14 protein-coding genes are annotated in these 12,162 nt (G+C 73.0%); 7 read left to right on the forward strand and 7 right to left on the reverse strand.

Annotation, left to right across the window (positions count from 1 at the left end; all coding sequences use genetic code 11):
• Window positions 1-6: 6 nt before the first annotated feature.
• The 4 genes from AQJ30_RS04615 to fxsT form a co-directional block, all read right to left on the reverse strand.
• Window positions 7-672, reverse strand: a complete 666-nt coding sequence (locus AQJ30_RS04615) for a hypothetical protein (RefSeq protein ID WP_067228701.1) — start codon at window positions 670-672, stop codon at window positions 7-9.
• 178 nt (window positions 673-850) lie between these two features.
• A complete protein-coding gene (locus AQJ30_RS04620) occupies window positions 851-1,246 on the reverse strand; it encodes a nuclear transport factor 2 family protein (RefSeq protein ID WP_067228703.1) in 396 nt (131 codons plus the stop codon).
• 133 nt (window positions 1,247-1,379) lie between these two features.
• Entirely contained in the window at window positions 1,380-2,036 is a 657-nt protein-coding gene (locus AQJ30_RS04625; protein WP_067228704.1) for a hypothetical protein, read from the reverse strand.
• Window positions 2,037-2,183: 147 nt separating this feature from the next.
• The gene (gene fxsT / locus AQJ30_RS04630) at window positions 2,184-4,493 is read right to left on the reverse strand and encodes an FxSxx-COOH system tetratricopeptide repeat protein (RefSeq protein ID WP_079083804.1); all 2,310 of its coding nucleotides are present in this window, start codon (window positions 4,491-4,493) and stop codon (window positions 2,184-2,186) included.
• Window positions 4,494-4,686: 193 nt separating this feature from the next.
• Here fxsT and AQJ30_RS04635 point away from each other — a divergent pair, with 193 nt between their 5' ends.
• The 3 genes from AQJ30_RS04635 (at window position 4,687) to AQJ30_RS04645 (ending at window position 6,268) form a co-directional block, all read left to right on the forward strand.
• Complete coding sequence (locus AQJ30_RS04635) at window positions 4,687-5,157, forward strand: RICIN domain-containing protein (RefSeq protein WP_067228706.1); 471 nt, start codon at window positions 4,687-4,689, stop codon at window positions 5,155-5,157.
• 213 nt (window positions 5,158-5,370) lie between these two features.
• Window positions 5,371-5,985: a ParA family protein gene (locus tag AQJ30_RS04640; RefSeq protein ID WP_245726798.1), complete on the forward strand. Its 615-nt coding sequence runs from the start codon at window positions 5,371-5,373 to the stop codon at window positions 5,983-5,985.
• Between the two features lie 22 nt (window positions 5,986-6,007).
• On the forward strand, window positions 6,008-6,268 hold the full coding sequence (locus AQJ30_RS04645; protein WP_067228708.1) for a hypothetical protein: 261 nt from the start codon (window positions 6,008-6,010) through the stop codon (window positions 6,266-6,268).
• A 43-nt stretch (window positions 6,269-6,311) separates the two neighbouring features.
• On the opposite strand, the gene AQJ30_RS04650 is transcribed toward AQJ30_RS04645, so the two are convergent.
• The gene (locus tag AQJ30_RS04650) at window positions 6,312-6,857 is read right to left on the reverse strand and encodes a CGNR zinc finger domain-containing protein (RefSeq protein WP_067228710.1); all 546 of its coding nucleotides are present in this window, start codon (window positions 6,855-6,857) and stop codon (window positions 6,312-6,314) included.
• 106 nt (window positions 6,858-6,963) lie between these two features.
• On the opposite strand from AQJ30_RS04650, the gene AQJ30_RS04655 reads away from it, so the two are divergent.
• Window positions 6,964-7,407: a VOC family protein gene (locus AQJ30_RS04655; RefSeq protein WP_067228711.1), complete on the forward strand. Its 444-nt coding sequence runs from the start codon at window positions 6,964-6,966 to the stop codon at window positions 7,405-7,407.
• Between the two features lie 2 nt (window positions 7,408-7,409).
• Complete coding sequence (locus tag AQJ30_RS04660) at window positions 7,410-8,306, forward strand: pyridoxamine 5'-phosphate oxidase family protein (RefSeq protein ID WP_067228713.1); 897 nt, start codon at window positions 7,410-7,412, stop codon at window positions 8,304-8,306.
• A 39-nt stretch (window positions 8,307-8,345) separates the two neighbouring features.
• Here the strand turns inward: AQJ30_RS04660 and AQJ30_RS04665 are convergent, their stop codons facing one another.
• Both AQJ30_RS04665 and AQJ30_RS04670 read right to left on the reverse strand, forming a co-directional pair.
• The gene (locus AQJ30_RS04665; RefSeq protein WP_079083808.1) at window positions 8,346-9,554 is read right to left on the reverse strand and encodes a phospholipase D-like domain-containing protein; all 1,209 of its coding nucleotides are present in this window, start codon (window positions 9,552-9,554) and stop codon (window positions 8,346-8,348) included.
• Between the two features lie 152 nt (window positions 9,555-9,706).
• On the reverse strand, window positions 9,707-10,300 hold the full coding sequence (locus tag AQJ30_RS04670) for a TetR/AcrR family transcriptional regulator (RefSeq protein WP_067228715.1): 594 nt from the start codon (window positions 10,298-10,300) through the stop codon (window positions 9,707-9,709).
• Window positions 10,301-10,405: 105 nt separating this feature from the next.
• Here AQJ30_RS04670 and AQJ30_RS04675 point away from each other — a divergent pair, with 105 nt between their 5' ends.
• Complete coding sequence (locus AQJ30_RS04675) at window positions 10,406-11,551, forward strand: FAD-dependent oxidoreductase (protein ID WP_067228716.1); 1,146 nt, start codon at window positions 10,406-10,408, stop codon at window positions 11,549-11,551.
• Between the two features lie 165 nt (window positions 11,552-11,716).
• Complete coding sequence (locus AQJ30_RS04680; RefSeq protein ID WP_067228718.1) at window positions 11,717-12,148, forward strand: universal stress protein; 432 nt, start codon at window positions 11,717-11,719, stop codon at window positions 12,146-12,148.
• The last annotated feature ends 14 nt before the right edge of the window (window positions 12,149-12,162 follow it).

The following is a 12,162-nucleotide window of genomic DNA, read 5'->3' on the forward strand; positions in this document are numbered from 1 at the left end:
GGCGGATCAGGACTGCAGGGCGGGTGCGGTGGCGGGCGTACGGTGGACCGCGCTGCGGTAGGTGGCGATGCCCGTCGCGAGCAGCCAGTAGCTCAGCAGGGCGCCCATCAGGGCCGTGCTGCCCCAGCCGTTCGCCGCGTAGAAGTGCGCCGGCTCGTTGCCGAAGAACAGGGACGGCACGAACGCCAGGTTCACCGCGGCGAGGACGTAGGCGGAGCGGCCGGTCCAGCGGGGGAGCAGGTGCGCCCGGGTGACCCCGTAGCCGACCGCGGTGAGGAACAGCGCGAGCAGCAGGCGGCCGATGGAGCCGTAGAGGATGTACGTGCCGCTGACCGTGATCGTCGGGTCGATCGGGTGGTCGGTGGCGATGACCGCGCCGGCCTCCAGACCGCTGGAGACCAGGGTGACCGTCGCGTAGACCAGGCCGGTGGCGAAGGCGACCGTGCCGACCCATTCGTGGGCGGGGCTCACCTGCTTGAGCAGCTCGCGGAAGCCCGTGACGAACAGGATGAGGCCGGCCAGCGCGACGATGCCGATCAGCAGGCGCGTGAGCACGTTGGCGTCCGGCGGCGGGCCCGAGTAGAGGAAGTACAGCGGCACTTCGACGATGAAGCAGACCGCCGCCGCGATGCCGGCCAGTCCCGTCAGGCGCCTGGCGAGGATGTCGTTCATGTGGTTCCCCCGAAGTGAGTTCGGCCGGTGCCGGGTCCGGCGTCCGTGTGACGCCGACGAGGAAGACTCTCCCGCTTACGGCGTGCCGCGTCGCTGGGCCTGGACACCGGACCGGGGGTGGTCCTACGGACACTCCCGGTAGGCTCTCACGGCGACTCGTCCCCGTGGCGGGGGGCTCTCACGTCGCCTCGTCCCCGTGGCGGTGGGCGACCCGCCACCACCCGTCCTCGCGGCGGTAGACCTGCGTCACACGGAGCGTGTAGCTCCTGGGCCGGCCGTGGACGGACACGGACGTGTGCTCGAAGCCGGCTGTCCAGGCATGGTCGCCCACCACGTCGCACGCGCGTACGTCGAACGCGTACGAGGTGCAGTCGGAGAAGCCCTCCGCGAGGTGGGTGAAGAGCTCGTCGACCTCGCGCAGCCCGAAGGCGTTGCGCCAGGCGCCGAGCACGCTCACCGGCTCCTCGTGGGACCACAGCGCCCTGCGCGGGCCCGCGTCGCCGTTGTGCAGGGCCAGCTCCGCCGTGTACAGGTCGGATCCGACCCAGGCCAGGAAGTCGTCGCGCTCGCTCATGTCAGCCATCGAAGCGCCGCTCCGGCCCGGCCGCCTCCCGGCCCGGCAGGTGGGTGAGCCGCGATCGGACCGTCCGGCGGGTCGGCCGCTCAGCCACGTGCCACGGGCAGCCCTCAATCAGCCAATCAGCCAATCAGCCGCCGGCCGAGCCGACCGAGGCCGAACCGCCGGAGGTCCAGCCCGAGTTGGGCACGGGCCGGGAGCGCTTGCTGCGTTCGGTGCGCAGCTCCACCACGACCCCGGCCGGACCGAGCAGGGCTTCCAGCGCGTCGGCCAGCTGCTGTGGGTCGCCGCCGAACGGGAGGGGGTCGAGCCGCTCCCGGCCTTCCCGCAGGCCGAGTTCCAGCACGAGCGTGGAGACGGCCGGCTTGGGGTCCCCCTCGTACGGCTCCACCACCTCGTGCGTCAGCCGCACTTCGCGCAGGGAGCCGACGGGCAGCCAGTCGTCCGGCCCGGCGGTCCGGACCAACCGCAGGGACGCGGGGACCCCGGCCGGCGCGAACTCCACCCGCAGGATGCTCCGGGCCCGGGAAAAGGCCACCGCCGGCCAGCCGATAAGGTACTCCAGCCCCGCGATCACCCCCACCACCACGCACACGGTCGACGCCTGCGCCCCGGCCAGCGCCATCCAGAAGGCGACGACCAGGGTCGGCACGATCAGGAGGAGCGGGGTCAGCAGCGCCGGCCCCACCGAGGTCAGCGCGATCAGCACCGGCCCGGTCGGCGAGCCGTCGCGCAGGACCAGGTCCGTCGAGTCGTGGCCCTGTCTGAGTGCGGGATCGGTGGCCATGCCTCCAGCGTAGGGCCAGTCCGGGCATCGGCGTAGGGCCCGTCCGCAGGAGCGCCTCGGCCCCATCCGGCGGGCAAGGCAAGGCAGTTGCAGCGCGAACCCACCTCGGAAAGCCCCCCGTCACTTCACTGCCCGCGACGGCTCACGTCACCGCCCCGGGGCCCGTGACGGACCTGAGCCCGGGGCCGGTGCGGCGGCATCCGTACCGTGAGCCGGTGCGGCAGTGGAGAGTTCCCCGTGTTCGTGGCAACTGCCGCCTTCCTGCAAGCGCTCGGCCAGGGCGAAGGCGTCCCGCGTCTTGGGGTGGGACGTGCCCAGCCGGGCGTCCAGGATCAGTGCGCCCCGGCGCGCGAGGACCGCCGCGGCCGGGTCGCCCAGCGCGTGCACGGCCCGGGCATTGAGCAGCAGGGCGTACCCGATGTACAGGTGGTCCGGCGCGTAGCCGGCCTCGCGGATCCGTAACGCCCGGGAGATCAGCGGCAGGGCCACGGCGTGGTCGTCCAGGTCGAGGTGGACACCCGCCAGGGCCATCAGGTCGAAGCTCACGTACGGGTCGTCCGGTCCGTACGCCGCCTCGTCGATCCGCAGGGCCCGTTCGGCCAGGGGCACCGCCGCCTGGTGGTCACCGAGGAGGTGGCGGATCCGGGCCAGGGTGGCCAGGTCCGTCGCGATGGCGGGACTGTCCGCCGGCAGACAGGACTCGTGCAGGCCCAGCGCACGTTCCGCGAGTGGACGTGCCCTTTCCGGAGCGCCGCGGTCCCGGTGGATCTGCGCCAGGGTGATCAGGTCGAAGCCGATCTTCGCGTCCCTCTCCGCGTCCTTCTCCGCGTCCTTCTCGGCGTCCCGCTGTCCGACCGATTCGTCGATCGCGAGAGCCCGCTCGCACAGGGGCAGTGCCACCGGGTGCTCCCCGACCGAGAGGAGGAAGGCGGACGCCAGCCGCAGCAGAGTCGCCGAGTCGGTGGCGCACTCGGCGGGCGGCTCGCCTTTGGTCACCGCGAGCACGTGCGGGAGCAGTGCCTGCCATCGCGACGGCGCCTGCGGGTCACCGTGGATGTCGTGCGGCACCGCCGCGAGCAGCGCCCGGCACAGCCGTACGCGCGCGTCGGTGCGCACGTCGTCGGGCATCGCGGCGCGGACGGCGGCCTGCACCAGGCGGTGCAGCACCAGGGAGGACGCGCCGCGCCGGGCGAGCCCCAGGCCGGCGAGGGCGCCGACCGTCGTGTCCCACGCCACCGGATCGGCGGCCGCCGCGATCAGCGGTTCGCCGCCGTGACCGAACAGGTCCAGCGGGATCGGTTCCGGTGCGAGCAGCGCGCACAGCTCCAGCAGCCGCATGGCCTGCGGCTGCCGGCTCCGCAGCGTGCGCACGCTGAGCTGCCACAGCGTCGCGACCACCACCGTGGGCCGGTCGGCCAGTTCACCCAGGGCGATCATGTCCTCCAGCCGCGACGCCAGCAGGTCCAGGTACTCCGCGGGCGCGGTGTGGTGGTAGTCCATGTACCCGGCCGCCTGCTCCAGTGCCAGCGGAAGGTCACCCAGGTGCTCGGCGATCCGGTCCGCCACCGCCGCGGTCATGCCGTCCACCCGCCGGGTCAGCAGCTCCACCGCCTCCCGCCTGGAGAAGACGTCCAGCTCGACGACGCCGGCCCTCCCCGACCAACCGCGCCGCCGGGTCGTGACGATGAGGTGGCCGCCGCTGCCCAGGTCACCCGACGGCAGCACGTCCAGGAGTGGGCCGGGCCGCTCCCCGTTGTCGAAGATGACCAACCGGGGCCGGTGCTTGCGCAGTTCGCGGTAGACCCGGGGGACGACCTGTTCGGAGGCCACCTCCGCCAGTCCCAGCTCCCGGGCCAGCGAAGCGAACTGCGACGGCACCAGAGCGGGCTCCTCGGCGTCCACGAACGCCACGAACCGGTAGGCCGAGCGGTAGCGGTAGGCGTACTCGACCGCGAGCTGTGTCTTGCCGACGCCGCCCAGCCCGTGCACGACCTGCATCGCGCCCTCACCGTCCGGGGCCAGGCGCCGCCGTAACGCGCGCAAGGTGGCGTCGCGGCCGGTGAAGTGGGTGTTGCGCGGCGGCAGCCGGTAGGTCGCCGGACGGTGCCGCGGGCCCGGAACGCGGGCCGCCGGCGCGCGGACCTCCCCGGCGGCGGCCTCGAACAGGTCGGTGAGCGTGGCGTGGTCGCGACGCAGCCGCGCGAGTTCCTCCTCGCAGGAGAGGTCGATCCGACCGGCGTGCGCGGCGCGGACGCAGGCGATCACATAGGCCGCGACCCGCTCCCACGGGGGCGGCCTGCTGAACTTGCCCGCCAGCAGGTCCGACAGCGACGACCGGGTGAGGACACAGTGCTCGTCGTGCGCCAGCAACAGCGCCTGCGCCGGTGAGCCCGCGGCCGTGCGCAACCGCTGCAACCGGTTGACGAACCAGCCTTGCGGTGAGCCGGGTCCCCTCATGTACGCGGCCTTCCCCCGCTCGGCCCTCCGGAACCGTCCGGACTCCGGAGCCCGCGGACGCGGTGTGTCCAGCGGGAAAGCCCAGCGGATCCGGGCTCCTCCGGGACCACCGCACCCGAGCGGCGCCACCCGGCACCGTGGACGGCGGCGGAGACAGTACGCCGACGACCTGAACTCGACGAGGGGATCCACGATGGAACTCAAGGCAAGCCTCACCCGATTCGCCAGCGCGGGTGCCGCGCTCGCCTGCGGTGCGGCGCTGCTGGCCGGCGGCGCGGCCCCGGCCCGGGCGGCGGCCGTGAACTACCAGGTGATCAACGGCAACAGCAGCAACTCCTGCCTCCAGGTCAACATCTCGGGCGGCAAGGGCGACCTGGTCCTCGGCACCTGCGACCGCAGCGCCAAGCAGGTGTGGCAGATCAGCGGCGGCGTCTTCAGGAACCCGGCGTCGGGCCACTGCCTCGACGCGAACGGCGCGGACGTCTACACGTACCCCTGCAACGGTGGCGCGTACCAGAAGTGGACGACCACGTCCGGCAGCCCGAAGTCCATCCGGCACGACTGGAGCGGCAAGTACCTGGACGCGAACGGAAGGGTGGGGGCCACGGTCGGCCTCCAGCCCACCATCAGCACGGCGTCCCGCTGGGTGATCGACCCGGTCTGACCCGTCGGCCGACCCCGTGGGCCGGGCGGGCCGCCCTCACCGGCGGCCCGCCGCGCCACCACCTCCGCGAGCACTCGGCTCCCCGTGCGTTCACGGCCTCGCTCCCCGAGCAGGCTGCCCCCGGGTGAACCCGGACGGCCTCCCCGCGCGGCGGCCCGCGTACTCCGGCCCGCGGCCCCTACGGTGTCGGACGTGCTGCTGAGCTGTGCATTCGTGAATCTGAAACCCGGCGTGGGCAAGACCACCAGCGCGGTGTGGCTGGCCCACGCCCTCTGCGCGATGGACGTGCCGCCGCTGCTCGTCGACAGCGACCCGGCCGGTTCGGCGCTGCGCTGGAGCGAACTCGCCGGCGGTTTCCCCTTCCCCGTCATCGCCCTTCCCGTGGGCGACGTCCACCGCCGCATCGACGACTTCCTCGGCGGGCGGCAGGCCGTGGTGCTGGACGCGCCGCAGCTGGAGGACCACGCCCGCATCGCCCGTGGCGTGATGCGCCACGCCGACGAGTGGATCGTGCCGGTCACCCCCGCGCCCATCGAGCTGGACCGGATGGCGCCCATCCAGGCCGAGATGGGCGAGGTGCAGTCGCTGCGCGCCGAGCCGGCCCGCACGGCGGTGCTGCTCAACCGCACCAACCGCCGGGAGTCCACCCGGACGGGTCCGGACGCCGACGCGCGCGAGGTGCTCGCCGAGCGGGGCTTCGACGTGCTGGACACGCAGATCGCCCGCCTCGACCTGTACTCCCAGTCGTTCGGGGGGCCGGTCCAGGTGGAGCACACGGCCTACATGGACCTGGCCGCCGAACTCCTCAAGCGCCGGGAAGGCGCATGAACCCCGAGCGTCAGGAAGGCCCATGAACCAGCGCAAGGACAACTACCGCGCGGCCCTGCGGCGTGAGCCGGTCGAACCGCAGCCGCCCGCGCCCCGCGTGACGACGCTGAGCAACCGCTACGTGCGGGTCACCATCGAACTCGACGCGGACGTGCAGCGCCGGCTGGACCGGTGGGTGACCCCGGCGGCCGCCTTGGTGACGGGCACGGCGAGGACCGCGCTCGGCGTGGTCACGGCGCTCACCGACCGGGTGCCGTCGTCGGACGCCGCGAGCCGTACCTGATCCGTGGGGGAGGGGGCGGGCAACCGGCCCGTTCCTCCCGGCCTCAGCCCTTCGAACGGGCGTAGTGCCGGGACGCCTTGGCCCGGTTGCCGCAGCCCGCCATGGAGCACCAGCGGCGGGTGCCGTTGCGTGAGGTGTCGAAGAAGTGCAGGATGCACGCCTCGTGGGCGCAGCCGCGGATGCGGTCCGGGGCGGTCGCCAGCAGGTCCAGGTAGTTGCGCGCGGCCAGCCACGCCGGTCCCCAGGCCGGGTCGCCGAACTCCGGCACCTCGCCCGGCCCTTCGGCGGTGAGCGTGGCCCGGATCCGGCCGTGCCCGAGGACCGCGTCGACCGCGGCGCGGCCCTCCTCGTCGCCGGTGCCGTCCACCACCCGCAGCAGGGCGTCACGCGTCCGGAGCAAGTGGCGCAGGGTCGCCGGGTCCGCGGGGAACCGGCCGTCGCCGAGCCCGTTCGCGTCCAGCCAGAGCGTGAGCCCGTCCAGGTCGCCGAGCAGGTCCTGGACGACGCCGTCGCTGTTCCAGCGGGTGTTGAGCAGGTCCAGCGCGAGCGGTTCGCCGGTCAGGGGGCGCGGGTCGGGGGCGACGGGCATGGCGGACTCCTTCCGAGCTAACCCCTCAAGCCTACGTGACTGGTTGACTCACCTCCACTCTAACCACTAACCTAACTGTCAACGGTTACATCTGCGAGGGAGAGCCATGACCATGCGCACCGGCCACATCGGCCTCAACGTCACCGACCTCGACCGCTCGCTCGCCTTCTACCGCGACGTCCTGGACTTCGTGGTGGTGGGGGAGGGCAAGGAGGAGGGCAGGCGGTACGCGTTCCTCGGCGACGGCGAGACCCTCGTCCTCACGCTGTGGGAGCAGGCGGCCGACGCGTACGACCCGGGCAGGTCCGGGCTGCACCACCTCGCCTTCGAGGTCGATTCGATCGAGCGGGTCACGGCGTACGAGCAGGCCCTGCGCAGGCGCGGCGTCGACTTCGCCCACGACGGTGTGGTGGCCCACCGCGAGGGGGCCGCGTCCGGTGGCATCTTCTTCCACGACCCCGACGGCATACGGCTGGAGATCTCCGCGCCGTCCGGTGCCGATGGCGCCCCCGCGCCGCACGCGTCCGCTCCGACCTGCGGTTTCTTCTAGCCGTGGGCGCCCCGGGGATCTACCACGAGGGCTCGCGCGCCGTCCAGGACCGGGCCGGGGTCCGCGACCTCGCCGATCACGTCGGCCGGGCGGTGGGCGACGGCATCAAACCGGTGGCGGCGGCCTTCCTCGAGCTCCAGCCGCTGCTGGTGCTCGGCGCGGCCGCCCCGGACACCGGGCGGGTCTGGGCGTCACCGCTGGCCGGACGGCCCGGCTTCGTCCGGGCGACCGGCCCCCACCGGATGTCCGTGTCCGGCGGGCTCCGTCCTGGCGACCCGCTCACCCGTGCCCTCGCCACCGACGGCACCCCGGTCGCGACCATCGCCCTGGACCCGCGCACCCGCCGCCGCATGCGTCTCAACGGTCAACTCCGGCCCACGGAGGCGGGATTCGCGGTGGCGGCGGACCGCGTCTTCGCCAACTGTCCCAAGTACATCCAGCGGAGGGAGTCCTACGAGCTGCTGCCCGAGCGGGCCGCCGGCACCCCGACGCGCGGCCGCGAACTGACCGACGCACAGCGGACGTTCGTCGCCTCGGCGGACACCTTCTTCCTGGCCACCGCGCACGACGGCCACGCCGAGGTGAGCCACCGGGGCGGACTCCCGGGCTTCGTGCGCACCGACTCGGCGCGCGAGGTGAGCTGGCAGGACTACGCCGGCAACGCCATGTTCCTCACCCTGGGCAACCTCGCCGTGGACCCCCGCGCCGGACTGCTGTTCCTGGACTGGACGACGGGCACCACCCTCCAGATGACCGGGGAGGGGCGCACGGAGTTCACGGCGGACGGGGAGCGCCGGGTGCGCTTCACGGTGTCCGAGGTGATCGAGACACCCGGCGCGGTGCCGCTGCGCTGGTCGGAACCGGAGCCCTCGCCCGCCAACCCGCCGGTCACGCCGTAACGTCCACCGTCGGGACGCTGGACGCCGGATCGCGGTCCGTCACAGGAAGCGCCGGATCGGGATGACCGCGGCCTCCTTGGCGCGCTGCCGGACCGGCCGGCGCTTCCACCGTTCGAGGTCCATCTCCACGCTGCGCTCCACGTCGGCGTCGTAGTCGGCGTCCAGCACGGCGGTGAACTCCTCGTCGAGGACCGCGAGCATGACCTCCTCGTCGTGGTCCATCGACCGGCGGTTGAAGTTGGTGGACCCGATGAGCGAGGCCACCGAGTCCACGGTGATGATCTTGGCGTGCATCATCGTCGGCTGGAACTGCCGGATGCGCACCCCCGCCTCCAGCAGGCGCTCGTAGTAGTGCTGGCCGGCGAGCCGGCAGGCGCGCTGGTCGGTGTACGGGCCGGGCAGCAGGATCTCCACCCGCACGCCCCGGCGAGCGGTGTGGCACAACAGGTCGATGAAGTACGGGTCCGGCGCGAAGTAGGCCGTGGCGAGGCGGAAGCGCTCCTCGGCGGAGGTCAGCATGACCCGGATCAGGGTCTGCATGTCCTGCCAGCCGAGGCTCGCCGAGCCGCGCACCACCTGGACGACCGACGAGCCGGGCTGCCGGTGCTCGGTGAACCGGTCGCGGTCGTCGAAGAGCTCGTCGTGGCACTCGGCCCAGTTCTGGGCGAAGGCCGCGGCGATGCCGTCCACCGCGGGGCCGCGCACCTGGACGTGCGTGTCCCTCCACTCGTCGGGGGTGCGGGCGTCGCCGCACCACTCCTCCGCGATGCCGACCCCGCCGGTGAACGCCGTGTCCTCGTCGACGATCAGCGCCTTGCGGTGGCAGCGGTGGTTCTGCTTGAACGGCGACAGCCAGACGGGCTTGCGGAACCAGGCGACCTGCACCCCGGCCTCGTCCATCAGGTCCAGCAGGTCCGGCTCGATCTCCTTGGCGCCGAAACCGTCGAGCAGCAGCCGCACCCGCACGCCCGCCTCGGCGCGGTCGGCCAGGGCGGCGGCGAAGTCGCGGGCGATCTGGCCGCGCCAGTACACGAACGTCATCATGTCGATCGTGTGGCGGGCACCCCGGATCGCCGCGAGCATCGCGGGGAAGATCTCGTCGCCGTTGCGCAGGGGGATCAGTTCGTTGCCCTCGGTGGCGGCCACGCCGATCAGCCGCTCCAGGCGGCGACGCAGGCGTTGCTTACGGGCCTCCGCGTCGAGTGCGCCGTGCGGCACGGCGGAGACGGGTATGCCGTCGAGGATCACGCGGACTCTCCTGGCGGGTCGAAGGAACAGACGGCGAGCCCGGCCAACGGCCGGACCCAGAGGAGCGGATGCCCGCCAACCGTGAGCTCACGCGCGGCGTCGTCCACGGCGTGGCTCACGCGGCGCTGTGGCCGACCGGAGAGAGACACCGCCTACGGCGAAGACGGGCCGGTCGGCGGTCGCCAGCCGTGGGCGAGGAAGTCGAAGACCTCCTCGACGGCGGCCCTGTGGTCCTTCTGGCCCTGTGCCAGGGCGGGGACCTCCAGCACGAAACGGGCGAGCGCGGTGCAGGCCAGGGTGTCGTGGTCGACCCCGAACTCGTCGGCGATGGCCGCGCCGAGGGTGTCGGTATGGCGGGCCCACATGCGTTCGGCGTAAGCGCGCAGCGCCGGTGTGGAGTCGACCAGGTGGTTGAACTCCTGGCGCTGCGGGTGGGACGCGATCGGCAGCCAGGTGTCGAGCACGTGCCGGCGCAGGGCGTCGAGGACGCTCTCGCCGGGCCCGCGGTCCCGCACCGCGGCGACCAGCCGGGCGTCGTTGCCCTCCTCCTGGTCGAAGACCAGGGCTTCCTTGCCGGTGAAGTGCTTGAAGACGGTGGCGGTCGACACGTCCGCCTGCTCGGCGACGTCCCGGATGCTCACCCGGTCGTAGCCGCGCTCCATGAAGAGCTGGAGCGCGGCGTCCGCGATCGCCTGCCGGGTCGCCGCCTTCTTGCGTTCCCGGCGGCCGACGAGGGGTTCGGTCATGAGGCCACTCTACCCGACAGTGGAACAGGGCAATCAGTTGTCGGATTCTACTTTTATCCATAGTCTCCTTTCATTCCCCTCCCGTACCTGTGAAAGGGAACTCCCGTGACTCCTTCTCCGCACCCCACCCGGGCCCGGACGGCGATCGTCGGCGCCGGCCCCGGCGGGCTGACGTGCGCCCGCATCCTCCAGCGGCACGGCCTCGAGGTCACCGTGTACGACCGCGACCCCGGACCGGGCGCGCGCAACCAGGGCGGCACCCTGGACCTGCACGCGGACAACGGCCAGGTGGCCCTGCGCGAGGCCGGTCTCCTCGACGCGTTCTTCGAACTGGCCCGCCCCGAAGGCCAGGAGATGCGCCTATTGGACCCGACCGGCGCCCTCCTCGCCCACCGGCGTCCCGGCCCCGGCGAGTTGTTCAAGCCGGAGATCGACCGCGGCCGGCTGCGCGACCTGCTGCTCGGCTCCCTCCGTCCCGGCACGGTGCACTGGGGCCACGCGCTCCGGCGCATCAGCGGGCCGGCCACCGGACCCCGGACCCTGCACTTCACCGACGGCACCACCGCCGAGGCCGACCTCGTCATCGGCGCCGACGGGGCCTTCTCCCGGGTGCGCCCGGACGTGTCCCCCGCCGTCCCGGCCCACACCGGGGTCAGCTTCCTGGAGGCGTGGTTCTCCGACGTCGAGGACCGCCACCCGGACCTCGCCGGGCTGGTGGGCCAGGGCAGCGCCCACGCCGCCGACGGCGAACGCGCCGTGTTCGCCCAGCGCAACAGCAACGACCACATCCGCGTCTACCTCGTCCAGCGCGTCCCGGCCGACTGGATCGCGGCGAGCGGCCTGACGCCGAAGGACACCGCCGGCATCCGCGCGCTGCTGCTGGAGCGCTACGCCCACTGGTCGCCCCGGATGCGCCGGATGCTCACCGACAACGACGGCCCGTACGTGGACCGCCCGATCTTCGCGCTCCCGGTGCCGCATACCTGGCAACACAGCCCCACCGTGACCCTGTTGGGCGACGCCGCGCACCTGATGCCGCCGCTCGGCGTCGGCGTCAACCTCGCCCTGCTCGACGCGGCCGAACTGGCCCTCGCGCTCGCGAACGCGGCCACCGTCGACGACGCCCTGCACGCGTACGAGAAGACCATGCTGCCCCGCTCGGCCGAGACGGCCCACGCCCTGGAGGGCGGCGCCGAGCACCTGTTGAGCACGGAGGCACCGGACCTCGGCGAGGAGCCACCCCGGCACTGAGGACCCGACCGGTCAGGAACTGGTCCGGTCAGGGACCCGGCCGGCCAGTCATGCGTCCCGTCAGGAACAGATCGGCGGCGCCGGGTTGTTCAGCACGTTGATCATGCTCGGCGAGGGGTCTTCGCTCGGCGGGCGCCCCGTGTACCGAGACAGAGGAAGTACCCCATGTTCCAGCGCATTCTCCTCGCCGTCGACTCCGGCCCCGCCAACCGGTCCGTCGTACGCCTGGCCGGCGACCTGGCCCGGCTGACCGGGGCCCGGGCCAGGGTCGTGCACGTCGCCGCGTCGTCCGCGACGCTCGCCGCCGTCGTGTCCCTGGAGGACGACGCGGAGGCGAAGCTCGTCCTCGACGAGGCCGTGACGGCGCTGCGGGACGCGGGTGTCGAGGCCGACGGTGTCGTGGCGCGTGCCCTGACGACGCAGATAGCCGCCGCCGTCTCCGCCGCCGCCGAGGAGTGGGACGCCGACCTGATCGTCCTCAGCCCCCACCACCGCGGTGCCCTGGAGGCCCTCATCAGCCCCCGCGTCAGCGACGCCGTCGCGCACAGCACCCGGGCCGCCGTACTCCTCGCCCCCGAGGACACCACCGGTCACTGATCCGAGCACGAGCA

The sequence above is a fragment of the Streptomyces longwoodensis genome, assembly GCF_001514125.1.
In the GTDB taxonomy this organism is placed as follows: Bacteria; Actinomycetota; Actinomycetes; order Streptomycetales; family Streptomycetaceae; genus Streptomyces; species Streptomyces longwoodensis.

Bases quoted from the DNA above. Each gene is read 5' to 3' on its own strand.
- AQJ30_RS04615 (WP_067228701.1), bottom strand. From the start codon at position 672: ATGAACGACATCCTCGCCAGGCGCCTGACGGGACTGGCCGGCATCGCG.
- AQJ30_RS04620 (WP_067228703.1), bottom strand. From the start codon at position 1,246: ATGAGCGAGCGCGACGACTTCCTGGCCTGGGTCGGATCCGACCTGTAC.
- AQJ30_RS04625 (WP_067228704.1), bottom strand. From the start codon at position 2,036: ATGGCCACCGATCCCGCACTCAGACAGGGCCACGACTCGACGGACCTG.
- fxsT (WP_079083804.1), bottom strand. From the start codon at position 4,493: ATGAGGGGACCCGGCTCACCGCAAGGCTGGTTCGTCAACCGGTTGCAG.
- AQJ30_RS04635 (WP_067228706.1), top strand. From the start codon at position 4,687: ATGGAACTCAAGGCAAGCCTCACCCGATTCGCCAGCGCGGGTGCCGCG.
- AQJ30_RS04645 (WP_067228708.1), top strand. From the start codon at position 6,008: ATGAACCAGCGCAAGGACAACTACCGCGCGGCCCTGCGGCGTGAGCCG.
- AQJ30_RS04650 (WP_067228710.1), bottom strand. From the start codon at position 6,857: ATGCCCGTCGCCCCCGACCCGCGCCCCCTGACCGGCGAACCGCTCGCG.
- AQJ30_RS04655 (WP_067228711.1), top strand. From the start codon at position 6,964: ATGACCATGCGCACCGGCCACATCGGCCTCAACGTCACCGACCTCGAC.
- AQJ30_RS04670 (WP_067228715.1), bottom strand. From the start codon at position 10,300: ATGACCGAACCCCTCGTCGGCCGCCGGGAACGCAAGAAGGCGGCGACC.
- AQJ30_RS04680 (WP_067228718.1), top strand. From the start codon at position 11,717: ATGTTCCAGCGCATTCTCCTCGCCGTCGACTCCGGCCCCGCCAACCGG.